The sequence below is a fragment of the Streptomyces daliensis genome (genome assembly GCF_054782395.1).
The window spans coordinates 1-23,868 of sequence record NZ_BAAGSO010000123.1 but is presented as its reverse complement, the minus strand read 5'-3'; the positions used below and the strand labels follow the sequence as shown (position 1 = coordinate 23,868).

Annotated in this window: 20 protein-coding genes; 16 read left to right on the top strand and 4 right to left on the bottom strand. The window is 71.6% G+C overall.

What is annotated here, in order from left to right; translation table 11 throughout:
• Positions 1 to 49: 49 nt before the first annotated feature.
• Positions 50 to 322, bottom strand: a complete 273-nt coding sequence (locus tag ACYVOO_RS35485) for a gas vesicle protein GvpO (RefSeq protein ID WP_453351267.1) — start codon at positions 320 to 322, stop codon at positions 50 to 52.
• Positions 323 to 591: 269 nt separating this feature from the next.
• On the opposite strand from ACYVOO_RS35485, the gene ACYVOO_RS35480 reads away from it, so the two are divergent.
• Positions 592 to 807, top strand: coding sequence for an I78 family peptidase inhibitor (locus ACYVOO_RS35480; protein WP_453351268.1), 216 nt, complete (start codon positions 592 to 594; stop codon positions 805 to 807).
• A gap of 144 nt (positions 808 to 951) precedes the next feature.
• Here the strand turns inward: ACYVOO_RS35480 and ACYVOO_RS35475 are convergent, their stop codons facing one another.
• On the bottom strand, positions 952 to 2,082 hold the full coding sequence (locus ACYVOO_RS35475) for a phosphatase PAP2 family protein (RefSeq protein WP_461019842.1): 1,131 nt from the start codon (positions 2,080 to 2,082) through the stop codon (positions 952 to 954).
• A gap of 502 nt (positions 2,083 to 2,584) precedes the next feature.
• Between ACYVOO_RS35475 and ACYVOO_RS35470 the strand changes: the two genes are divergently transcribed.
• A complete protein-coding gene (locus tag ACYVOO_RS35470) occupies positions 2,585 to 4,426 on the top strand; it encodes an MFS transporter (protein WP_461019841.1) in 1,842 nt (613 codons plus the stop codon).
• Between the two features lie 43 nt (positions 4,427 to 4,469).
• Positions 4,470 to 5,651 (top strand): acyl-CoA dehydrogenase family protein, encoded by a 1,182-nt coding sequence (locus ACYVOO_RS35465; protein WP_461019840.1) that lies wholly within the window; start codon positions 4,470 to 4,472, stop codon positions 5,649 to 5,651.
• 67 nt (positions 5,652 to 5,718) lie between these two features.
• Here ACYVOO_RS35465 and ACYVOO_RS35460 read toward each other — a convergent pair whose 3' ends face one another.
• Positions 5,719 to 6,165: a cell division protein SepF gene (locus ACYVOO_RS35460; protein WP_453351026.1), complete on the bottom strand. Its 447-nt coding sequence runs from the start codon at positions 6,163 to 6,165 to the stop codon at positions 5,719 to 5,721.
• A 352-nt stretch (positions 6,166 to 6,517) separates the two neighbouring features.
• Here ACYVOO_RS35460 and ACYVOO_RS35455 point away from each other — a divergent pair, with 352 nt between their 5' ends.
• Complete coding sequence (locus ACYVOO_RS35455; RefSeq protein WP_461019839.1) at positions 6,518 to 7,798, top strand: DUF5685 family protein; 1,281 nt, start codon at positions 6,518 to 6,520, stop codon at positions 7,796 to 7,798.
• A gap of 153 nt (positions 7,799 to 7,951) precedes the next feature.
• On the opposite strand, the gene ACYVOO_RS35450 is transcribed toward ACYVOO_RS35455, so the two are convergent.
• Positions 7,952 to 8,938, bottom strand: coding sequence for an ABC transporter substrate-binding protein (locus ACYVOO_RS35450; RefSeq protein WP_461019838.1), 987 nt, complete (start codon positions 8,936 to 8,938; stop codon positions 7,952 to 7,954).
• A 524-nt stretch (positions 8,939 to 9,462) separates the two neighbouring features.
• On the opposite strand from ACYVOO_RS35450, the gene ACYVOO_RS35445 reads away from it, so the two are divergent.
• The 12 genes from ACYVOO_RS35445 (at position 9,463) to ACYVOO_RS35390 (ending at position 23,710) form a co-directional block, all read left to right on the top strand.
• Positions 9,463 to 10,365 carry an amino acid ABC transporter permease gene (locus ACYVOO_RS35445; RefSeq protein WP_461019837.1) on the top strand — a complete coding sequence of 301 codons (903 nt, stop codon included), beginning with the start codon at positions 9,463 to 9,465 and terminating at the stop codon, positions 10,363 to 10,365.
• Entirely contained in the window at positions 10,362 to 12,365 is a 2,004-nt protein-coding gene (locus ACYVOO_RS35440; protein ID WP_461019836.1) for an FAD/NAD(P)-binding protein, read from the top strand. The genes ACYVOO_RS35445 and ACYVOO_RS35440 overlap by 4 nt, the downstream gene beginning before the upstream one ends.
• Before the next feature lie 185 nt (positions 12,366 to 12,550).
• On the top strand, positions 12,551 to 13,303 hold the full coding sequence (locus tag ACYVOO_RS35435) for an amino acid ABC transporter ATP-binding protein (protein WP_461019835.1): 753 nt from the start codon (positions 12,551 to 12,553) through the stop codon (positions 13,301 to 13,303).
• Positions 13,304 to 13,317: 14 nt separating this feature from the next.
• Positions 13,318 to 14,337 carry an LLM class flavin-dependent oxidoreductase gene (locus ACYVOO_RS35430; RefSeq protein WP_461019834.1) on the top strand — a complete coding sequence of 340 codons (1,020 nt, stop codon included), beginning with the start codon at positions 13,318 to 13,320 and terminating at the stop codon, positions 14,335 to 14,337.
• Positions 14,338 to 14,462: 125 nt separating this feature from the next.
• On the top strand, positions 14,463 to 15,734 hold the full coding sequence (locus ACYVOO_RS35425) for an NtaA/DmoA family FMN-dependent monooxygenase (protein WP_461019873.1): 1,272 nt from the start codon (positions 14,463 to 14,465) through the stop codon (positions 15,732 to 15,734).
• A gap of 40 nt (positions 15,735 to 15,774) precedes the next feature.
• Positions 15,775 to 16,653: a DUF1684 domain-containing protein gene (locus tag ACYVOO_RS35420; protein WP_461019872.1), complete on the top strand. Its 879-nt coding sequence runs from the start codon at positions 15,775 to 15,777 to the stop codon at positions 16,651 to 16,653.
• A 154-nt stretch (positions 16,654 to 16,807) separates the two neighbouring features.
• Positions 16,808 to 17,713, top strand: a complete 906-nt coding sequence (locus ACYVOO_RS35415) for a S1 family peptidase (protein WP_461019833.1) — start codon at positions 16,808 to 16,810, stop codon at positions 17,711 to 17,713.
• A gap of 204 nt (positions 17,714 to 17,917) precedes the next feature.
• A complete protein-coding gene (locus tag ACYVOO_RS35410; protein WP_461019871.1) occupies positions 17,918 to 18,946 on the top strand; it encodes a slipin family protein in 1,029 nt (342 codons plus the stop codon).
• Positions 18,947 to 19,247: 301 nt separating this feature from the next.
• Positions 19,248 to 20,318 (top strand): S1 family peptidase, encoded by a 1,071-nt coding sequence (locus ACYVOO_RS35405; RefSeq protein ID WP_461019832.1) that lies wholly within the window; start codon positions 19,248 to 19,250, stop codon positions 20,316 to 20,318.
• A 201-nt stretch (positions 20,319 to 20,519) separates the two neighbouring features.
• Positions 20,520 to 21,749, top strand: coding sequence for a helix-turn-helix domain-containing protein (locus ACYVOO_RS35400; protein WP_461019831.1), 1,230 nt, complete (start codon positions 20,520 to 20,522; stop codon positions 21,747 to 21,749).
• A gap of 178 nt (positions 21,750 to 21,927) precedes the next feature.
• Positions 21,928 to 23,181, top strand: a complete 1,254-nt coding sequence (locus tag ACYVOO_RS35395; RefSeq protein ID WP_461019830.1) for a helix-turn-helix domain-containing protein — start codon at positions 21,928 to 21,930, stop codon at positions 23,179 to 23,181.
• Positions 23,182 to 23,302: 121 nt separating this feature from the next.
• A complete protein-coding gene (locus tag ACYVOO_RS35390) occupies positions 23,303 to 23,710 on the top strand; it encodes a hypothetical protein (protein ID WP_461019829.1) in 408 nt (135 codons plus the stop codon).
• The last annotated feature ends 158 nt before the right edge of the window (positions 23,711 to 23,868 follow it).

The window sequence follows — 23,868 nt, the reverse complement described above, 5'->3', positions numbered from 1 at the left end:
ACCCCTCCTGGGTGCGCTGCTCTCGGACGATGGGCGCGGGCTTCAGCGCTCAGGACTTGTCCGCTTTGCCGCGTTCATAGCGCCGGATGCGCTGGTAGCCACTGAGCTGTCCGTCCTTGGTGAGGGTCACCTCATAGGTGGACAGCAGGCTCATCGTTTCGGGGATGCGGGCGAGTTCGAGTACCTCAACCTGCACGAGCCACCCGTCCTCGGTGGACTCCAGGCGCGAGACCGTCTCCGCCTTCAGGCCCGTCAGCTCGGTGAGTTCGTCGCGAGCCGCTCGCATCACTTCGATCGGTGCGATGTCTTCTTCATCTGCCATGAGTTACCCCGGCGCCGCGAGTACCCCGAACGGACGAACCAAACGGCGGAATTGGATGTCAGGAAGAATTCTTGTAGAGGTGGTGGACACGCGTTTCCTGACGGGAAATCGGGGAAGTGCGAGGCGCGGAAAAGGACCGGGCACAGAAGGCACGTACGAGTGACACGGGTAACGTCAAACCACCCGGGGAGCGTTGTGACACAAGTGTGACGCGGCAAGGATCCGGTCACTACTTCCGGCTGTATGGGGCAGGCCGTACGGTTGCTGCCATGGCACCAGAATCCGCAGCCCAAGACCCTGCCCAGGACGAGCCCGAGACCTATGTGGGGCTCACCGGCGCCGAGGCGGAACAGCGTGCGTACGCGCACGGGTGGACGACCGTACGGACGCTCGCACCGGACGCCATCATCACGATGGAGTACCTCACGGGACGCCTGAACCTCGCCGTCGAGGACGGCACCGTCGTGCGCTGCTGGAAGGGCTAGGGGACGTCCCAGCGTCCCGCTCGCGCCGGGAGACGGACCGGCTGGACGGTTACGGGGCCCCCGGAGCAGACCAGGAGCAGAACGCGGCCGGCGCGTACAGGGAACCTTCTCCTGTACGCGCCGGCCGCGTTCTGCTCCGGACCGCTACTTCGCGCGCGGCCCCAGAGGCCGCGGCCCGAAGGGCGTCGTGCGCGGGGCCTGGCGGTCGGTGTGGGGGCGCCGGGGGCCCGCGGCGGGGGCCGGGGTGACGGGGGCGCGCTCGGCGCGCAGCGGATGCTGCTGGCGCGAGGCGGAGTGGTGCAGCCGTACGGCGGCCCCGGTGCCGGACGAGGAGGCGGCCGAGGCGGCCGAAGCGGAGGCGGTGGAGGCGGTCCGGGCACCGGCGACCCCCGCGTCGCCGGGAGATCCGGGCCCGCCGGGCGTGCCGGGCGCTCCGTCGTCTTGGTGCGCCAGCTCCTCGGCCGAGAGGCCGTGCGGCAGCAGCGGCTTACGGGCGCCGACCGGCGTGGCCACGGGCGAGGGCGAGAGCCCCGGCGCCCCGGCGGCGCGCAGCCGCTCCCGCCAGGCGAAGATCAGGGCCTCCGCGCGGGCGATGGCGGGCTCGCACCAGGGGAGCCCGAGAAGGATCAGCAGCCCCGCGGCCCAGCCGAGTAGCACGTCGCTCACCCAGTGCGTACCGAGGTACACAGTGGTCGCGCCGACACCCAGCGCGAAGAAGGCGCCGACCACGGAGAGTACCCGTCGTGCGCGGGGCGTGGTGGCGAGGTAGGCGAGGATGCCCCAGGTCACGACGGCGTTGGCGGTGTGGCCCGAAGGGAATATATCCCCCCCGGCGAACAGCTCGGCCGAGCCGATCGAGGTCGCGTAGTGGGGGCCGAGCCGCCCGAGGCCGATCTTGATCGCGCCGACCGTCACGTTGAGCAGCAGCAGCGAGGTGCCGAGCACCAGCAGGGGCCGCAGGGTGCGCTGCCGCCACGAGCGCCAGCCGAGCCAGGCCATCACGAGCACGGCCGTGGGGCCGCGCTGCCCCAGCACCACGAAGTAGTCGAGGAAGGCGTGCACTTCCGGCCACTGCTTGTACGGCCGGAACAGCATCACCTGCCAGTCGAGCTGAACGAGGCCCGTTCGCACCAGCACGGCGAGAACAATGAGCGCATACAGTCCCAATGTTGAACCGAACAACACCTTGCGGGTTCGGCTCATCCGCGGGACATCGCGGCTGCTCGGTCGCTCAGGCTCTTGCTCCAGCCTGGCGAGGATTCGGTCGGTACGCACCCAATCGACGGTACAACGGGTCCGAGAGGTGCTCGGACATGTCACCGGGTTCGTGATGACGATGTGATGTGGAGTGCGTCTCATCGCAGCCTTTCTTCCACGAATTCCTCCAGCTTATCCCTCACTTAGATCCCGCATTCCGGCATGACTTTGGCGAGCCGCTAAGAGTGTCACTCGGAGAATTCCGTTCACCGCCGCTTAATGGGGAATTCCCCTATCGCTTCCCAGGCCGCGTGTGAACGGGTCAAGGCCGGGGGCGCAGGGGTCCATGCCGGTGAGCACCGGTGCGCGCTGGGCCGCGCCCCCTCCGCTCGCCTACGCTGCTGCCGACGCCGAGGTGGGACGCCGAGGTGAGACGCGCCACGCACCACCCGGAACGTCTCGCGTACGCTAACGCCCACTCGCCCTTCCGCGCCGGGCCGGTCGGTGGCCTGTCCCGACGTCGCACCCGGCGATTCCCCCCACGAACTGGGGAGGCGCGAGCGCAAGAGGAGGTGCGTACATGTCAGGGACGACCACGCCCGTACCCGAAGAGACGGCGGACGTCCCCGTACACAGAGCAGGCCCGTCCGGAGCGGGCGGGAGCGCGAACCGCTGGATCGTCCTCATAGTGCTGTGCGCCAGCCTGCTCCTGGTGGCCGTCGACGCCACGGTGCTGCACGTCGCCGTGCCCGCCGTCTCCGAGGACCTGCGGCCCGGCTCGATCGAGCTGCTGTGGATCGTCGACGCCTATCCGCTCGTGTGCGCCTCCCTGCTCATCCTCTTCGGGACCCTCGGCGACCGCGTAGGCCGCCGCCGGGTGCTGCTCTTCGGGTACGCGCTCTTCGCCGTCGCCTCGGCGCTCGCCGCGTACGCGCACACACCCGGAGTGCTGGTCGCGGCCCGCGCGCTACTCGGCGTCGGCGGGGCGATGATCATGCCTGCGACGCTCTCGATCCTGCGGCAGGTCTTCCCCGACCGCCGCGAGCGCGCCCTCGCCATCGGCATCTGGAGCGCGGTGGCCGCCGTCGGCGCGGCGGTGGGGCCGCTGGTCGGCGGGCTGCTGCTGGAGCACTACTGGTGGGGCTCGGTCTTCCTGATCAACATCCCGCTGATGGCGGCCAGCCTCCCGGTCGGCCGCTGGCTGCTGCCCGAGTCCACCGGCGAGCGCGACGGGCCCTGGGACGTGCTCGGCGCGCTGCTGGCAGCAGCCGGCCTCTTCGGGGTGATCCTCGGCGTCAAGCACGCGGGCGGCGGCGACCCGTTCTCCCCGCACACCGCGCTGCCGCTGGCGACGGGCGCCGCGCTGATCGCGCTCTTCGTGCGGCGCCAGCGGCGCCTGGCCCACCCCCTCATCGACTTCCGCACCGTCGCGCGCCCCGCCTTCGGCACCGCGCTCGGCTGCATCGTGCTCACGGTCCTGGCGCTGGTCGGGCTGGCGCTGATCGCGGCGCAGTACCTCCAGCTCGTCCTCGGCCTCTCCCCGCTCCAGACCGGGCTGCGGCTGCTGCCGCTCTCGCTCGCCGCCATCGCCGCCGGGCTCGTCGGCTCCCGGCTGCTCCAGCTGCTCGGGCCGCGCACGATGGTCGCGCTCGGCTTCGTGCTGACGGCCGTGGCCGTGCTGTGTCTGACGTCCGTGGGGCAGGAGGACCGCCCGGCGCTGCTGGTCGGCGGCTTCATGCTGCTGGGCTTCGGCCTGGAGACCACCCTGTTCGCCTGCTACGAGTCGATGCTCAACGAGGCGCCCGCCGAGCAGGCGGGCGGCGCCGCGGCCGTCGGCGAGACCGCCTACCAGCTCGGCGCCGGCATGGGCATCGCCCTGCTCGGCAGCGTGATGAACGCCGCCTACGCGCCGGGGGTGCGCGATACCAGGGGCGTGCCCAGTTCGGCGAGCGGCGACGCCAGCCACTCGCTGGGCGAGGCGTACGAGGTCGCGGGCCAGCTCGGCGGCGCGGCGGGGCAGGCGCTGCGCTCGGCCGCGCGCGACGCCTTCGTCCACGGCCTCCATGTGACGCTGCTGGTCAGCGCCGCGCTGCTGCTGCTCGGCGCCCTCGCGGCGCTGCGGCTGCCGCGCACCGTGGACGGCGCGAAGAGGACGGCGGACGGGCCGGGTGGCGACGGGGACCGGGGCGAGGGCACGGCCCAGGACCAGGCCGAGGGCCGGGACCGGGACCGTCAGGGGCCCGGTGAGGGTGAGCGGCGCGGCCCGCCCGCGCCGCGCGTCAGCGAGGAGTGCGGGGGCCACGCGCCCGCTTCCCGCGAGGGCGCCCCGTCGCGGAACGGCGGCCCGGGTGGTCAGGACGGCGCGAAGGGCCGGGGGAGCGGTCCCGGGAGCCTCTTGTCGAGCGGCATTACCCGGCCGTAGCGTCAGCCGCGAGCCGCTGATCGTTTCCCGCCGGAGGCACACCATGAGTCCCAAGCCCGCGTTCGACGTCCACGACCCGCTGGGTATCGACGACCTGCTGAGCGACGAGGACCGCGCCGTGCGCGAGACCGTGCGCTCCTGGGCCGCCGACCGCGTCCTGCCGTACGTCGCCGACTGGTACGAGCGAGGCGAACTCCCCGGCGTGCGCGAACTGGCCCGCGAACTGGGCTCGATCGGCGCCCTCGGCATGAACCTCACCGGCTACGGCTGCGCGGGCGCCAGCTCCGTGCAGTACGGGCTGGCCTGCCTGGAGCTGGAGGCCGCCGACTCCGGCATCCGCTCCCTCGTCTCCGTACAGGGCTCGCTCGCCATGTACGCCATCCACCGCTTCGGCAGCGAGGAGCAGAAGCGCGAGTGGCTGCCGCGCATGGCGTCCGGCGAGGTGATCGGCTGCTTCGGCCTGACCGAGCCCGACCACGGCTCCGACCCCGCGGGGATGCGCACGTACGCCAAGCGCGACGGCGACGACTGGGTGCTCACCGGACGCAAGATGTGGATCACCAACGGCTCGGTGGCCGGGGTCGCCGTGGTCTGGGCCCGCACGGACGACGGCGTCCGCGGCTTCGTCGTGCCCACCGACGCGACGGGCTTCTCGGCGCCCGAGATCAAGCACAAGTGGTCGCTGCGCGCCTCCGTGACGAGCGAACTGGTCATGGACGAGGTGCGGCTGCCCGCCGAAGCGGTGCTCCCGGAGGTGACCGGACTGCGCGGACCGCTGAGCTGTCTGAGCCACGCCCGCTACGGAATCGTGTGGGGCGCGATGGGCGCTGCCCGCGCGAGCTTCGACGCGGCGCTCGACTACGCGAAGAGCCGGGAACAGTTCGGCAAGCCCATCGGCGGATTCCAGCTCACTCAGGCGAAGCTCGCCGACATGGCGGTGGAACTCCACAAGGGCGTCCTTCTCGCGCACCATCTCGGGGTGCGTATGGACGCGGGCAGGCTCCGGCCGGAACAGGTGAGTTTCGGGAAGCTGAACAACGTGCGGGAAGCGATCGAGATCTGCCGTACCGCGCGGACGATTCTCGGCGCCAACGGGATTTCCCTCGAATACCCCGTGATGCGGCACGCGACCAATCTGGAGTCGGTCCTCACCTACGAGGGCACCGTCGAGATGCACCAGCTCGTGCTCGGCAAGGCGCTCACCGGAATCGACGCCTTTCGGTGACGTCGCCGTGCGCGGTGGCGCACTGACGTCGTGGCGCCGGTCCAGCCGGTGAGCGGCCCTGCCGGGCTCAGCTCTGGTTGAAGAAACCGCCCTCGGTGGAGCGGCGCTCCTCACCACTGACAATTTTGTAGTCGGCCGGGGTCAGCAGGAACACCCGTGTCGCCACGCGCTCGATCGACCCGCGGAGGCCGAAGGTCAGCCCGGCCGCGAAGTCGACGACGCGCTTGGCGTCGCCGGGCTCCATCATCGTGAGGTTCACGATGACGGGGACGCCGTCCCGGAACAGCTCACCGATGCCACGGGCGTCCCGGAATCCGTCCGGGGTGACCGTGGCGATCCGCGTGCCCTGGTCCTGCGCGGTCTCCGCCGTCACCCGGACTCTCGGGTCGGTCACCCACGACTCGCGCGCGGCGTCCCCGGATTCCGGCCCCTCGGCGTAGTCATCGTCGTAGTAACGCATCTCGCTGTCGTCGACGAGGCCCAGCCAGGCACTCGCCTTGCGCACCGATCCCATGGACGCCTCCTCTCCTCTGCGCGCGGTCTTCGTACCGTCCGCAACTCTATGGTCGTCCATGATGCGGATGATGCGCCAAGCGGATACCCACCAGATACGTGATTCGTGACGGTACTGGTGCAGAACATATGGCGCCGGATCAGGGATCTTGTGGCGTACGCGTGGTGACGATGTGCAAGATTCGCGGAGCCCCGCCGGACGGGTGGTGACGGGGGCAGACGGGTGAGGGGCCACCACCGTTCGTCAGGTGATCTTCCGGCTATCGTGCTCCCCGCACAAGGTCCAGGAACGGTGAATCGGGGGAGCGGTGTTCGGAATAGTCAGGCCATGCCGCCACAGGCTGAGCGCACGCATGCGGACGGAATGGATGGCCCACCTGTGCGGACTCTGCCTCGCATTGCGGGCCGACCACGGGCAGTTCTCCAGGGTGGCGACCAACTACGACGGACTCATCATCTCCGTACTCGTCGAGGCGCAGTCGCGTCGTCCACAGGACGCGGACCACGCGGATCGCACCGACCGGTGGCGGCGCACCGCGGGCCCCTGCCCGCTGCGCGGGATGCGCACGGCGTCCGTCGCGCGGGGCGAGGGCGCCCGGCTGGCCGCGGCCGTCTCACTGGTGCTGGCCTCGGCGAAGGTGCGTGACCATGTGGCCGACGGGGACGGCGTGCTCGCGCGGCGCCCGGTCGCCGCGGCGGCGCGCAGGGTCGCGGCCGGCTGGGACCGCGCGGGCGCCCGCACGGGTGCGGAGCTGGGCTTCGACACATCGGTCCTGGTCGAGGCCGTGGACCGGCAGCAGGAGATCGAGACGGCGCTGACGCGGCGTCACGCGTTCGCGGGGGACGTGGCTGACGCGGGTTCTTCGGGCAGCGCGGTCGGCGGGGGCGGCAGCGGTGCGTCGCTGCTGCTGGTGACGGAGCCGACGGAGACCGCGACCGCGGCGGCCTTCGCGCACACCGCCGTGCTCGCGGGAAGCGCCGGGAACCAGGAGCCGCTGGCCGAGGCGGGGAGGCTGTTCGGGCGGCTCGCCCATCTGCTGGACGCGGTCGAGGACCTGACGGCGGATGAGGAGGCGGGCGCCTGGAACCCCGTAGCCGTCACGGGCGCGGACCTGGCCGACGTGCGGCGGCTGTGCGACGACGCGGTGCACGGGGTGCGGCTCGCGCTGCGCGACGTCGACTTCGTGGACGGCAAGCTGGCCCACATCCTGCTCGGGCACGAGCTGAAGCGGTCCGTCGACAGGGTCTTCGGCACGACGTGCGCGCACGGGCACGGGCACGCGCACGGTTCAGGGGCCGGGCCCGGACAGCACCCGAACCAGTCGCCCTGGATCACCCGCGACCCGACGGGACCCCCGCCGCCGCCCCGGCCCCCGTCCCGGCGGCGCGGCCTCGTCGCGGGCTGCGCGCTGTGGTCCGGGCTGTGCTGCACGGGCCAGGTGTGCTGCAAGAACCCCTACGAGGACCCCTGGAGCGGCGAGCCCCGCGAGGGCTGGTGCCACAAGTGCGCCGACTGCTGTGACTGCTGCAACTGTGACTGCTGCAACTGCTGCGGCGGCGGCGAAGGGGGAGAAGGCGGCGGGGACGGCGGGTGCTGCGACGGCTGTGACTGCGGCTGCGACTGTGGTTGCTGACCGGCGCCGACGGGTGCTGACGGGCGCTCGGCCGAATGGCTGATGTCGTTCCCGCAGGGGTGATCGCATGGACGGGGTCACCCGTGAGGGGGCTCAGGAGGGGCCCGGCGGCCGGCCGCTTCCGGCCGCCGGACCCCCGTCGCCCTGCCCGGCTCACTTCAGCTCGGGCGGGCTGATCCGGGACCGCTCGATGGCGGACTCACTGGTGCCCCACTTCCGCAGGACGCGGTCGTAGGTGCCGTCCTCCTTGAGGTGCTCGACCGCGGCCTGGAAGGCGGGCGCCAGCGGTGAGCCCTTCTTGAAGGCGAAGCCGACGTCGAGCCGCTGGTACTCGTTGAGGAAGCGCAGCCCCGGCTGCTGTTTCACCGCGTACCGCAGCCCGTTGATGGTGCTCATCACCACGTCGCTGCGCCCCTGCTGGAGGGAGATCCACAGGGCGCCCTGCTCGGCGTACGTCGCGACGTCGTAGGGCTTCTTGCCCGCCTTCGCGCAGGCGGACCTGTGCTGTTCCAGGGTGGTCTCGAAGGTGGTTCCCGCGCCCGTGGCCACCGTCAGGCCGCACAGTCGCTTCAGGTCGGTGACCTTCTTCAGCGGGCTGTCGTCCCTGACGGCGAAGCCCTGGCCGTCGTTGATGTAGGTCACGAAGTCGATCGTCGCGCGGCGCTCGTCTGTGACCCCGAAGTTTCCTGTGCCCAGGTCGTACTTGCCGCTGCCCAGGGCCGGGAGGATCGCTTCAAACCCGGCCACCTCCCGCTTGAGGCGCAGCCCCAGCGCCCGCGCGGCGGCGTCGGCGAAGTCGACGTCCTGGCCCGCGACGGTCCTGCCGTCCTCCCGGTAGGTGGCGCCGGGCGGGGTGCCGACGCTGGTGGCGACGGTGAGCGTGCCGCGCTCGCGCACGTCGGCGGGCAGCAGCGCCGCCGCCTCGGGGTCTTTCCGTACGGACGAGACCACGTCCTGGTCGGGGATCCTTCCCTTGCCCCCGGACTGGGCGCTTGCTCCGGTCCCGGTCCCGGCGCCCGAGGCGTCGCCGCCGCTGCCGCACGCGGAGAGGGACAGGGAGAGGAGAAGGGTGAGGAGGAGGACGAGGGCGGGGGCGGGGGCGACGACTTCGGGGAGCCGTCGAGGAGGTCTGGAGCGCATACGAAGCCCTTCTGCCGGGCGCGGGGAGGTACGGGCGTACGAGGGGACACGTGGGACACGAGGGGAGGGGCACGCACCGGCCCTGCGGCACCGTGGGCGGCGCCGGGCGCGGAGGCGTGTGACGTGGTGGAACCGTGTGAAGGCGCGGTCGCGCAAGGCGACGTTCAGCGCGGGAAGAGCTGGGGCGGACGGGCGCGGACCGGGCCGCGACGCGCGCCGAAGGGCGCGGGCGGCCTCACGGGCGCGGGATCAGCGCTGACAGGAGGACGACCACACCCGACCGAAGTCGATGTGGTCGCGGGTGACCAGCCGCTGCCGTGGACGCATGCGCTCAGTGGAACAGCGATCCGTGCCCACGTCAACTACCCCCTGGGGAAGGTCCGGAGCGGTCCGGAGCGGTACGGACGGTCTTGACAAGAACACGTGCACCGCGCTTAGCCTCATGGTCCGGCGGTGCTGAGGGGCGCCGCCGGGTGTGAAGGCGAATCCACCGTGTTCGATCCCTGCATCCACGGAGCCTTCGTATGTCCGCACAGCCGGATACCCTCCTCGAATCCCCGGACAGTCCGCTCGACAAGCCCCCGGCGTCCGGGTCAGGACCGCTCCGCGTGGTCCCCGTGCGCCGTACAGGACAGTGGGCCGCGGCCGCCGCCGTCGTGCTGCTGCTCGCCATGGCGGTCAACTCGGCCGTGCACAACGACGCCTTCCAATGGGCGGTCGTCGGCGACTACTTCACCTCGGCCGCCGTGCTCCGCGGACTCGGGCTCACCCTGTGGCTGACGGGGCTCGTGACGGTACTGGGCTTCGCGCTCGGCACCCTGCTCGCCGTGCTGCGGCTGTCGGCCAACCCCGTGCTGCGGCACGTGAGCCGGGGCTACGTCTGGCTGTTCCGCTCGGTGCCCGTGCTGGTCCAGTTGCTGTTCTGGTTCAACATCGGGGCGCTGTATCCCCGGCTCGGCCTTGGCATCCCCTTCGGGCCCGAGTTCCTGACCGTCAGGACCACGAATCTCCTGGGGCCCATCGCCGTCGCCGTCATCGGGCTCACCCTGCACGAGGCCGCCTACGCGGCCGAGATCGTGCGCGGCGGGCTGCTCTCGGTCGGCAAGGGGCAGACGGAGGCGGCGCAGTCGCTCGGTCTGGGACCGTGGCGGCGGCTGCGCCGCGTCGTGCTGCCGCAGGCGATGCGCGCGATCGTGCCGCCCGCGGGAAACCTGCTGATCGGCACATTGAAGGGCACGTCCATCATCAGCGTCATCGCGGTGCAGGACCTGCTCTACTCCGTGCAGTTGGTCTACCACCGCACCTACCAGGTGATTCCGCTCCTGCTGGTCGCCACCCTCTGGTACATCGCGGTGACCTCCCTGCTCGGCGTCGGCCAGCACTACGTGGAGCGGCACTACGGGCGCGGGACGGCGGACGCGCGATGAACCCGTCGGCCAACTCGTCGGTTCCGTCAGAGGCCGGAGCGCGGCGGCCCTCCCTCGTGATCGTCGGCGCCGGTCCGCGCGGCACGGGGCTCGTGGAGCGCGTCGCCGCCAACGCGGCCGAGCTGTACGGCGGCAGGCCCCTCGACCTGCACCTCGTGGACCCGCACCCGCCGGGCGGCGGCCGGGTCTGGCGGCCCGACCAGTCGCCGCTGCTGTGGATGAACTCGATGGCCGAGGACGTCACCATGTTCACCGACGACTCGGTGCGGTGCGAGGGCCCAATCAGCCCCGGGCCCTCGCTCGCCGAGTGGGCCGGGCGCGTACGCGACGGGGACGTGCCCGCGCCCGAAGACCCCGCGCTCGCCGCCGAGATCCGCGCGCTCCGGGGCACCGACTTCCCCACCCGCAGGCTCCAGAGCGCCTACCTCAACTGGGTGTACGAGCGCGCCGCCGCCGCGCTCCCGCCGGGCATCCGGCTGCGCCACCACCGGCGGCGCGCGGTACGGCTGACCGGGCCCCGCGAGGGCCGCCAGCGCGTGTGGCTCGAAGGCAGCGCCGTGCCGCTCGTCGCCGACCTGGTCGTCCTCGCCCTCGGCCATCTCGACGCCGAACCTGACGCGGAGCAGCGCGCCCTCGCGCGGTTCGCCGCCGCGCACGGGCTCGTCCATCTGCCGCCCGCGTTCACCGCCGACGCCGACCTCTCCGCGCTGCGGCCCGGCGAGCCCGTCCTCGTGCGCGGCTTCGGCCTCGTCTTCGTCGATCTGATGGTGCTGCTGACGGAGGGACGCGGTGGACGCTTCGTCAGCGCGGACGGCGCGAACGGCGCGGACGGCGGCCGGGGCGAGCTGGTGTATCTGCCCTCGGGCCGGGAGCCGGTGCTGTACGTCGGCTCCCGCAGGGGCGTCCCGTACCACTCGAAGATCGGCTACGGCTGGCGCGGCGCACACCCCACCCTGCCGCGCTTCTTCGGCCCCGCGCAGGTGGACGAGCTGCTGAGGCGGCCGGGGCAGCTCGACTTCCGGCGCGACGTGTGGCCGCTCATCGCCAAGGAACTGGGCCACGCCCACTACGAACGCCTCTTCGCCGCGCACCCCGAACGCACCCGTGGCAGCGCCCGGGACTTCGCCGAGCGCTACGCGGCCCTCGCCCCCGGCGACCCCGGCGACGAGCCGTCGCTGGCGGCGCTGGTGGAAGCCGCCGTGCCCGACCCCGCCGACCGCTTCGACCCGGCCGCGCTCGACCGGCCCCTCGCCGACGCCGAGTACGGGGACGCGGCGTCGCTCCAGGAGGCGGTGCGCGCATACGTCGCCGCCGACCTCGACCGCCGCGCCGATCCCGCGCACAGCCCCGACCTGGCCGTCTTCCTCGCGCTGCTCTCGGTCTACGGGCAACTGGTGCCCCTCGTCGGCTCGTCCCGTATCGCGCCGCGCTCGCGGATCGCGGACCTGGACGGCTGGTGGCACGGCTTCTTCAGCTACTACGCCTCCGGGCCGCCCGCGCCCCGGCTGCGGCAGTTGCTGGCGCTCTCCCGCGCGGGCCTCGTCCGCTTCCTCGGCCCCGGCATGACGGTCGAGGCCGACGCGGAAGAAGGGGTCTTCCGCGCCCGCGGCAGCGCGGTGCGCGGTGCGGGCAGCGAGACCGTGGCCCGCGCGCTGGTCGAGGCACGGCAGCCCGCGCCCTCCGTACGCCGCACCCGCGACCCGCTGCTGCGCGCCCTCCACGAGGACGGCGCGGGCGGCGAGGAAGTGCTCCGCGAGGACGGTGCCGCACTGCCGACCGGGCTGCTCGCCGTGGACCCGGACGACGGCCGGGTCCTGGAGCGCGACGGGCTTCCGCACCCGCGCCGGATCGCCCTCGGCGCGCACACCAACAGCCGTGCGTACGCCGCGTTCGCGCGGCCCCGCACCAACGCGCCCGCCTTCCGGCAGAACGACGCGACGGCGCGTGCCGTCCTCACCTTCCTCCGCGACCGCTGTGCGCCGCATGGCGCCGCGGCCTGAACGGCTCCGCGCCGACCCCTTTTCCCCTCCCCTTTCTTACGCCCGTTTCCCGCGCCCCTTCCCGCGCCCGACCCCGAGGAAGCCCCATGCCCCTGACCACCGATTCCGATACCGGTACCGATTCCGATACCGGTACCCGAACCCGTAACGCCACTGCTGCCCCCGCCCCCGTCCCCGCCCCGGTCATGGTCGATATCGCGGCCGTGCGCAAGCGCTTCGGCCCGCACGAGGTGCTGCGCGGCATCGATCTCCAGGTGGCGGCGGGCGAGGTCACCGTCGTCCTGGGACCATCGGGCTCCGGCAAGTCCACGCTGCTGCGCACCATCAACCACCTGGAGAAGGTGGACAGCGGCCGGATCAGCGTCGACGGTTCCCTCGTCGGCTACCGGCGCTCGGGGAACAAGCTGTACGAGCTGCGCGAGCGCGAGATCCTCAAGCAGCGCACCCGCATCGGCTTCGTCTTCCAGGAGTTCCACCTCTTCCCGCACCTCACCGTGCTGGAGAACGTCATCGAGGCCCCCATCGCCGTGCTGCGCAGGCCGTACGAGGAGGCGGTGGCCACGGCGGAACGGCTGCTGGAGCGCGTCGGGCTCGCGGACAAGGCGGGCGCGTATCCCGCGCGGCTCTCCGGCGGACAGCAGCAGCGCGTCGCCATCGCCCGCGCGCTCGCCGTCGAACCGAGGCTGCTGCTCTTCGACGAGCCGACCTCGGCGCTCGACCCCGAACTGGTCGGTGAGGTCCTCGACGTCATCAAGGACCTCGCGCGGCAGGGCACCACGATGATCGTCGTCACCCACGAGATCGGCTTCGCGCGCGAGGTCGCCGACACGGTCGTGTTCATGGACGAGGGCCTCGTCGTCGAACGGGGCACGCCCGCCGCCGTCCTGGACGCGCCGCGCCACGAGCGCACCCGTGCCTTTCTCTCCAAGGTCCTGTGAGGGGAACCGCCACCATGACCACCGACCGCACCCCGACCCCGCTCCGGCTCGCCGTCGCACTCGACGCGTCCGACCCACCTGTAGAAGAAGCAGCCGCTCCGGCCCTCTTCGCGCCCGGGCACTGGACCCGGCTCGCGCGTCTCGCCGAGCGCGGCACCCTCGACTTCGTCACCCTCGCCGACTCCTTCGCGGGCCCCGGCATCGACGCGGCGGCCACCCTCGCCAGGGTGGCGCCCGAGACCCGGCACATCGGGCTCGTCCCGGCCCTGACCACCACCCACACCGAGCCGTTCCACCTCTCCAGCACGCTGGCCACCCTCGACTGGGTCAGCCGGGGCAGGGCAGGGTGGACGCCCTCGGTCTCCGCGACGGAGGCCGAGGCCGCGCTCTTCGGCCGTCGGCAGGGCGCGCCGCCGGCCGCGCTGTGGCGGGAGGCGGGCGAGGTCGCCGACGTCGTGGCCCGGCTCTGGGACAGTTGGGAGGACGACGCGGAGATACGGGACGCGTCGACGGGCCGCTTCATCGACCGCGACAAGCTCCACTACGTCGACTTCGCGGGCGAGTACTTCTCCGTCCGCGGCCCCGCCATCGTCCCGCGCCCGCCCCAGGGCCGCCCCGTCACCGTGGCCGATCTGACGGACGAGGAGCCGCGCGGCGCGCTGGCGCCGCACACCGATGTCGCGCTGGTACGGGCAGCGGACCCCGTCACCGCGCGGGACCTGCGCGAGGAGTTGCGCGCCCGGGTGCCCGGTCTGACGGTGCTGGTGTCACTCCCCGTCGAGCTGCACGGGGACGGCGAAGCGGCCGGGCTCGCCGGTCTCCTCGCGGACTGGGCGGCGGAGGGCGCGGCCGACGGGTTCCATCTGTGCCCGGCCGAACCCGCGCGCGACATCGTGCGGATCGTGGACACCACCGTGCCCCTGCTGAGGGAACGGGGCCTGGCCCGCGACCGCTACGAGGGCGCCACCCTGCGCGCGCACCTCGGACTGCCCCGCCCCGACAGCCGCTACGCACCCGCCAGGGAGAGCGCATGACCTCCGCGCCGCAGTCCCAGCCCCAGTCCCAGCCCCAGCCCCAGCCCCAGCCCCAGTCCCAGTCCCAGCCCCAGCCCCAGTCGCGAACCCGTACCCGTACCGGCGCCGCCCCTGCCCGCAGGCGGATGCATCTCGCGGCCCACTTCCCGGGCGTCAACAACACCACCGTCTGGACCGAGGGCGGCCCCGAAGCCCTCGGCAACCAGATCGGCTTCGACTCCTTCGTCCACCTCGCGCGCACCGCCGAACGCGGGCTCTTCGACTTCTTCTTCCTGGCCGAAGGGCTGCGGCTGCGCGAGCACAAGGGCCGCATCCACGACCTCGACGTCGTCGGACGCCCCGAGGCGATCACCGTCCTCAGCGCGCTGGCCGCCGTCACCGAGAAGCTGGGCCTCGCCGCCACCGTCAACGCCACCTTCAACGAGCCCTACGAACTCGCCCGCCGCCTCGCCTCCCTCGACCACCTCAGCGCGGGCCGCGCCGCCTGGAACGTCGTCACCTCCTCCGACGCCTTCACCGGCGAGAACTTCCGGCGCGGCGGCTTCCTCGACCGCGCCGACCGCTACACCCGCGCCGCCGAGTTCGTCGCGGTGGCCCGCACGCTGTGGGACTCCTGGCCGGAGGGGGAGCGGGCGCCGCGCCCGTTCGCGTACCGGGGCGAGCACTTCGACGTCTCCGGGGAGTTCTCGCTGCCGCGCTCGCCCCAGGGGCGCCCCGTGGTCATCCAGGCCGGTGACTCGGACGAGGGCAGGGAGTTCGCGGCCTCGGCGGCCGACATCGTCTTCACCCGGCACGGCACCCTGGACGCGGGCCGCGCGTTCTTCGCCGACGTCAAGCGGCGGCTGGGCGCGTACGGGCGCGAGCCGGACTCCCTCAAGATCATGCCCGGGGTCACCTTCGTCCTCGGCGACACGGCGGCCGAGGCGCAGGAGCGTGCCGTGGAGGTCCGCCGTCAGCAGATCACCCCGCAGAACGCGCTCCTCGCGCTGGAGCAGGTCTGGGGCGTCGACCTCTCCTCGTACGACCCCGACGGGCCGCTCCCCGACATCGACCCCGACCCCGAGTCCCGGCTGACCCAGGGCCGGGTGCGGCACGCGGACCCGTTCGCGCTGGCCGAGCGGTGGCGGGCGCTGTCCCGCGAGAAGGGGCTGTCGATCAGGGAGACGGTGATCGAGGCGACGGGCAGACAGTCCTTCATCGGCACCCCGGAGGCGGTCGCCGCTGAGATGGACGCGTTCGTCCAGGAGGACGCGGCCGACGGCTTCATCCTGGTGCCGCATCTGACCCCGCACGGGCTCGACGAGTTCGTGGCCCGCGTCGTCCCGCTGCTCCAGGAGCGGGGCAGCTTCCGCACGTCGTACGAGGGCACGACCCTCCGCGACCACCTCGGCATCTAGGTTGATCGACATGAGCACAGAAGCATCACGCGCGGCACGCATGACCTCGGACGCGGACGCGGACGTGGACGCGGACGCGGACGCGGACGTGGACGCCCGGCGCGAGTGGGAGCGCTGGCGCGAGAAGCGCGTCCGCGTGGCCGCCGCGCCCTACGGCCCGCTCTCCGTGACGGGCACGCACTGGATCGCCGAAGCGGAGCACGGCCGCATCGCGGGCCTGCCGGGCGAGTGGGCCGAGACCGGGGACGGCGGGGGAGTGCTGCTGGAGGCGACCGTCGCCGACGGCCTCGCCGTCGACGGGGAACTGCTCGCGGGCGAGGTCCTGCTCGGCGAGGACGCGGGGCCGCCCGAGGAGTCGCGGGTCGGCTACGGGGCACGGCGGCTGGTGCTGCTGCGCCGCGAGGGGCTGTGGGCGGTACGGGTCTTCGACGCGGACGCGCCCGCACGGCGCGCCTTCACCGGGATCGACGCCTTCTCGTACGACCCGGAGTGGGTGCGGAAGGGGACGTTCCTGCCGTACGGGGAGGGGGAGCGGAGCGTGCGGGTGGGGAACGCGGACGGGCGCGAGCGCGGCCTCGGCCTCGCGGGCGAGCTGTCCTTCACCGCGCCCGACGGCACCGGGCACACCCTCCAGGTCTCCCGGGTGGAGGGCGGCGCGCTGTGGGCCGTGCTGGCCGACGCCACCAGCGGCCGTACGCCCGACGGCCCGTCCGACGCGACGGGGAGGCCGTCCAGCTACAGGTTCCGTTTCCTCCGCACGGAGGCCCCGGGCGCGGACGGTTCGGTGCGTGTGGACCTCAACCGGATCACGCTTCCGCCGTGCGCGTTCAACGACAACTTCCTCTGTCCTTTTCCGCCACCGGGCAACACCCTGCCGTTTGATCTCACGGCGGGGGAACGGCGGCTAAGCGGCAGTTGAGCGGCGGCTGAGCGTCGCTGCCGGGCGCGGATGGACGGATGCGGGCGAGAAGCGGACGTCCGAAAGGCGCCCTTGCGCGTCCTGATTTTCACGGCGAATACTCCATGCAGCGTTTGTCAGGAGCACGCTTTGATATCCCGATCGGGAGGAATAAGTGAGGATCAAGCGCACTACCACCAGTAGCAGCGCGGCCCGCCGGAGACGCACCAGGCTGATAGCCGCCGCGTCCGGCATGGCGGCCGCCGGAGCTCTCATGGTTCCGGTTTCAGCAGCCGCCGACGCTCCGACCACGTACAGCGCAAGCGAACTCAAGGCCGTGGGCGACGCCGTGCTCGAAGCCGACGTGGCGGGCACCGCGTGGTACGTCGACAAGAAGACGGACCGGCTGGTCGTCACCGCTGACAGCACGGTCTCCCAGGCCGAGCTGGCGAAGATCAAGCAGGAAGCGGGCGGCAAGGCCGGCGCGATCGACGTCAAGCGGACGCCGGGCAAGATCAACAAGCTTCTCTCGGGCGGCGACGCGATCTACGCGACGAGCTGGCGCTGCTCGGCGGGCTTCAACGTCCGCAGCGGCAGCACCTACTACTTCGTGACGGCCGGTCACTGCACCGACGGCGCGGGCAACTGGTGGACGAACTCCGGTCGTACCACCCTGATCGGCCCCACCGCCGGGTCCAGCTTCCCGGGCAACGACTACGGGCTGGTCCGCTACAGCTCCTCCGTCTCCCACCCCGGCACCGTCGGCAGCGTGGAGATCACGAACGCGGCCAACCCCACGGTCGGCCAGACCGTCACCCGGCGCGGCAGCACCACCGGCACCCACAGTGGCCGGGTCACCGCGCTGAACGCGACGGTCAACTACGGCGGCGGCGACGTCGTCTACGGCATGATCCAGACCACCGTCTGCGCCGAGCCCGGCGACAGCGGCGGGCCCCTCTACTCGGGCAGCACCGCGCTCGGCCTGACCTCGGGCGGCAGCGGCAACTGCTCCAGCGGCGGCACGACCTTCTTCCAGCCGGTCGTCGAAGCCCTGAACGCGTACGGCGTCAGCGTCTACTGATCCGCTGACCCGCACCACTCGCACCACCCGCTGATCCGGAACCGTCGGTGGATCAGCACCGCAGGACAGAACGGGCCCCCGTCCCGGCACACACGCACTCGTGCCGGGACGGGGGCTCGACCGGTTCTGCGGGCGGGGCTACGGTTGAGGGCACTTCTCTCCTTCCCTCCCAGAATGCCGGACTCATGGCGGCAGGAGGCCATCATGGTCGTGGAGTTGGTGGCGGCGGGGCTCTCCGGTGGTGCGCTGTACGTGCTGGCGGCGGCCCGGGTGGTCAGGCAGTACGAGCGAGGGCTGGTCTTCCGGCTCGGCCGGTTGCGGCCCACGGTGCGGGGGCCGGGGTTCACGATGATCGTGCCCGGCGTGGACCGGCTCCAGAAGGTCAACATGCAGGTCGTCACGATGCCCGTGCCCGCGCAGGAGGGCATCACGCGGGACAACGTGACGGTGCGCGTCGACGCGGTGGTGTATTTCAAGGTCGTGCACCCGGCCGACGCGATCATCCAGGTCGAGGACTACCGCTTCGCGGTCTCCCAGATGGCGCAGACCTCGCTGCGCTCCATCATCGGCAAGAGCGAGCTGGACGATCTGCTCTCCAACAGAGAGAAGCTGAACCAGGGCCTGGAGCTGATGATCGACAGCCCGGCCGTGGAGTGGGGCGTCACGGTCGACCGGGTGGAGATCAAGGACGTGTCGCTGCCCGAGACGATGAAGCGGTCGATGGCCCGGCAGGCCGAGGCGACCCGCGACCGCAGGGCGCGGGTCATCAACGCGGACGCGGAGCTGGAGGCGTCCAAGAAGCTGTCCGAGGCCGCGAAGCAGATGTCCGACCAGCCCGCGGCGTTGCAGTTGCGGCTGTTGCAGACGGTCGCCGCCGTCGCCACGGAGAAGAACTCCACGCTGGTGCTGCCCTTCCCCGTCGAGCTGCTGCGCTTCCTGGAGGGGGCGCGGGAGGGCACCGGGGCGCGGGCCGGGCGGGCGCCGCTGCCCGCCGAGGGGGCGGCCCGGCTGTCCGAGCCCGAACCGGACCCGCTGTCCGAACCGGGCCCGCTGTCCGACGCGCCGCCCGAACCATGCCCGTTGTCCGAACCAGGCCCGCTGTCCGGCACCGACCGGCCGACGAGCGTGGACGATTCGGGCTGCCTCAACAAACCGGGTGACCTGGACAAGGCGGATCAGTTGGCCGGAACGGGCGAGGCCGCCGGGGAGAGGCGGCCGGAATCCGGCGGCTGAGGATCGATTCCCGGACAGGCGCGGCCCTCACCAGGCGCGGGACCGGCGCACGGTGCCCGGTGTCCGTACAGGGGATCGACGTGCACGACTATCGGTGGCTACGCTCGTCGGGCGTCAAGAACGAACTTTCCGGTGCCTGTCGGGAACTGGACCTTGTGCGGCACGCCCTGTTCTCGTAATACTCGGCGCCACGAGTTGGCATGAACGCGACTTCCTCTTGGGAAGAAGCCTCGTGTCGGCACTTCCTCCGGGGCCGTTCTCCTCTGACGGGCGGCTCCAACCCCCCACTGGAGGTTCAGAGTTGCAGCACAAGCGACAGATATCGAAGCGCCGCCTCGCCATAGCGGGCGCCGGTGTGGCGGCCCTCGTGGCCGGATCCTTCACCCTCTCCCAGGCCAACGCGGCCGAGGACACCCCCACCCTGAAGACACTCTCCGCCGAGTCGGCCTCCAAGCTGGCCTCCACGCTCACCTCGGACATCAAGGGTGACGCGGGCTCGTACTACGACGCCAAGGCCAAGCAGCTGGTCGTCAACGTCGTGGACGGCGCGGCCAAGGAGAAGGTCGAGGCCGCGGGCGCCAAGGCCAAGGTCGTCCAGCACACGCTGGGCCAGCTCAACTCCGTCAAGGACACCCTGACGGCGAACGACGTCAAGGGCACGTCCCGCGCGGTGGACGTGAAGACCAACAAGGTCGTCGTCACCGCAGACAAGACGGTCAAGGGCGCCGCGCTCGACAAGCTGAAGAAGCAGGTCGAGGCCCAGGACGGCAAGGTCGAGCTGAAGCGGACAGCGGGCGAGTTCACCACCAAGATCGCTGGTGGGGACGCCATCTGGGGCGACGGCTCGCGCTGCTCGCTCGGCTTCAACGTGACCGTGGGCGGCAAGCCCGCGTTCCTCACGGCGGGCCACTGCACCACGGCCATCACGAGCTGGTCGGACAGCGAGGGCGGCGAGCCGATCGCCGAGAGCGGCGACGGCAAGTTCCCGGGCTCCGACTACGGCATCGCCACCTACACCGGCGACACCGAGCACCCGAGCGAGGTCAACCTCTACGGCAGCACCCAGGAGATCTCGGGCGCGGCCGAGGCCGAGGTCGGCCAGGAGGTCACCCGCAGCGGCAGCACCACGCAGGTGCACGATGGCACGGTGAAGGCCCTGGACGCCTCCGTCTCGTACCAGGAGGGCACGGTCGACGGTCTCATCCAGACCGACGTCTGCGCCGAGCCCGGCGACAGCGGTGGCTCCCTCTTCGCTGGTGACAAGGCCCTGGGTCTGACCTCCGGCGGCAGCGGCGACTGCTCGTCCGGCGGGGAGACCTACTTCCAGCCGGTGCCCGCGGCCCTGGAGGCCCTCGGCGCCGAGCTTCCCTGACGCCTGACGCCTGACGCACAGCGCATCTCTCACAGCGGGACCCCCGGCCGGTGGCGGCCGGGGGTTCTGCGGTGCGCGGGACTGCGGCGGCGCGCCGCCGCAGTCCCGCGCACCCGGCCGGACGATGCGGGCATACCTCCCTTACATCGCCACAACCCCAGGCGTAGCGTGGAGAGACACTCTCTCCGGCGGGGGCAGAACATGACGGCCGACAGCATCGGTGCGCGCATCGCGAGGCTGCGCGATTTCCGGGACCAGATGACACAGGAGCGTCTGGCCGAACGGGCGGACGTGTCCGTCGACACGATCCGAAAACTGGAGCAGGGCCGCCGCACCGGTGCCCGGATCGGTACGCTGCGGAAAATCGCGTCCGCTCTGGACGTCGAGCTGGAGCGACTTCTGGGACAGCCCACCGTGACGACGACCGTAGACGACGACGGAGGTCTGCTCGCCCTCCGCGACGCGATCCAGGACGTGGACGCGTTGCCCGGCGTCCTCGCGGACGACGGCCTGGACGAAGAACCCGACGCCCAGGCGTGGATGGCCACGGTCCGAGAAGCGCGTGACCTGTACTGGGCTGGTGAGTACAGCACGCTGGCCGGACGGCTCCCGCTGATTCTCCGGGACGGTGCCCGCGTCACGCGCTCGCTGACCGGAGCATCCGCAGCATCCGCCGAGACGGCATGGAACCGGCTCGCGCTCGCATACCAACTTGCCGCGTCTCTCGCGACGCAGGCGGGGCACGCGTCGTGGGCTTTCCAGGCGGTGGAGAAGCAACTGCACGCCGCGGAGCGGGCATCGGACCCGCTGATGTCCGGTATGGGCGTGAGCACCCTCTCGTGGGTGCTGCTACGGCAGGGCCGGTGGGACCAGGCGCAGCGCGTGGCCTCCCAGAAGGCCAACACGCTGGAACCCTCGTTCAGCAAGGGCACCCCGAGCGAGTACGCGGTCTACGGAAACCTCTTGATCGCGGCGGCCACCCCGGCAGCGCGCCGTAACCGGCACGACGAGGCGCAGGCATACCTCAACCTCGCCGAGACAGCAGCCGTCCGGTCAGGACCCGTACAGGTCTACGGCACCGCGTTCTCGCGTGTGGACGTACAGACCCAGCAGGTCAATGTGTCCATCGCGGGCGAGAACGCCGACTACGGCACCGCCCTGGATGTGGCGTCCCGCATCGACAGGAGCGCGATCTCCCGGCCGGTACACAGTGCCGCACACCGCGTGGACGTGGCGCACGCTCAGTACGAGACCGGGGACTGGGACGCCGCGCTGGAGACGCTGCTGGATGTGGAGCGGGATCAGCCGGAGTGGATCCGGTACCAGACGCTCGCTGCCGCCACGGTGGGGACCATGCTGGAGGCGGAGCGGCGCCGGGACACCACGCTGCGCGGACTCGCCGCCAGACTGGGCGTCGACCCTTTGATCTGACCGTGCCGCTCTCTGATGGGGGTCGGGGGTGGGTGTGATAGACACCTGCGCCTCCTCCACCGCTGCGTCCGTGTCGTTGATGCCGCCCTTACCCGATGTTCACGATCATGCCTACCCGGCTGCCGGAGACCGTGGCACGCTGACAGTCCGTACCACCATCAGAGGGGGCCACCCGGACATGAGCATCGAGAGTGTGGGCGACCGGTTCAACGAGACCTTGGGTGACCGGATCCGGGCCTGGCGGGGCACGAGACAGATGAGCCAGGCACAGTTGGCGCAGCGGTCCCACGTCTCGGTGGAGTACCTCCGGAGCATCGAGACGGGGCGACGTGTTCCGGCGCGCGGGACCCTCAACAACATCGCGGCTGCGCTCCACGTCAGCGTTCCCGTTCTGGAGGGGCAGCCTCACCTGGGCGCCGAAGCGGAGGAGCCCATGCACAGCGTGGTTCCCGAGCTGTACAAGGTCCTGCTGTGCTACGACGCCCCCGATGATCTGGCCCAGGCGCCTCGGCCTCTGCCGGTGTTGACCGCGGAAGTCGACCAGATCTCCGCGATGCGCCGGGACGCCCGCTACGGGCCGATGGGCCCGCTGCTGCCCCCGCTGCTGACAGAACTGACGCACGTGGCTCTCGACTCCGCCGGAGAGACGCAGCAGCGGGCCTTCTGGGAGCTGGCCCGCACCTACCGCGCTGCGAACTCGCTCGCGCACAAGCTCGGCTACCAGCACCTCTCGTCCACCGCGTTGGAGCGGGTGGCGTGGGCTGCGGCGAAGTCCGGCGATCTGCTGATGGAGGTCACTGCGGGCTATCTGAAGGCCGGGGCGATGCTCCGGGCAGGCGCGTACGGGCCGGGGACGCGCCTGCTCGAACGCCTGATGAAGCGAGTCGAGAGTGCGGTTCCGGAGGGGTGTTGGCGCGAGGACCAGCTCGCCGTCTACGGCGCCCTGCGGCTGAAGCTGGTGATGTTCGAGGCGCAGAGCGGTGGCGGCGCGGAGAACGTCCGAGGGCAACTGGCCGAGGCGCGGGATGTCGCTGCGGCCATGGGTGGACGCGACTCCCTCGCCTACGAGACATCCTTCGGTCCGACCAACATCCGCATCCACGAGGTGGCTGCGCTGCTGGAGACCGGGGACACCGAGCAGGCGGTGGAAAGAGTGCGGGAGTGGGGGCGTGAGCAGAGGCGGGATCTGTGGACGCCACCGGAAAGCACGGTCAAGGAGCGGGCGAGTCACCACCACATCGACTTCGCCGCAGCGCAGTTGGCCGAGGGGGACCGTGGCGGCGCCCTGGCCTCCCTCCAGGAAGCACGGAAGATCGCTCCGCAGCACACCCGGCACCGCCCCAAGGCCCGTGACACCGTGTCGACTCTGATCCGCCTGGAGGGGGACGCCCCCGAAACCCTGGCTGGCATGGCGCGCTGGATCAGCCGGTAACCGACTGCCCGTTATTGGTCAAGAGTTACGGCGCGGTAGTCCCCGGTACAGATCTGTACCGGGACGGCCCTTGTTACGGCGAGACGATCCCCTCACTGACGCAGAGTGAGGGGATCGTCCTATGCCAGCCACCTTAGAGCGAGTCCGTGAGTGGCTCGCGAGCGCCGATGACGACCCGAAGCACGCGTACCGGTGGTGGGCATCCACCGGCAGCGTCTACCTGCCAGTCGGCCGATCCTGGAACATCGTCCGTACCTCCGTGCCCCTCGGCGTCCGCGTCGCCCGCCGCGTCCCCGGGCCGGTCATCATGGATCCGGCTCAGGACCAGGCTCTCTTCATGGTCGGCCTGAGCGACACTGCGTCGGCGTCCTGGCCCGACGCCGTCGAGTACGTACGAGAGGGCTATGCGGCCATCCCGTCACCCCACCTCGTCACTGCGCCTGGCCTGCACTGGTATCGGCCTCCCGTCGCTGGCCAGCTCGTTGGTTTCGCCGCGCTCCATCGGGCTCTGGCGGAGGTGTCGGGCTGATGGAAACGAGCACGCACTGGGCACCGCCCTCCGGTGTTGCCGCCGAGTTGTTGCCTGCCGGGGTGTTCTGGGATGGGGTGCGGGTGCGCCGTGAGGCGCTGATTTTCCGAGTGGAGGTGAGAGACCTTCGCCGCTGTGCTGTCGCAGCAGTGCGGTGA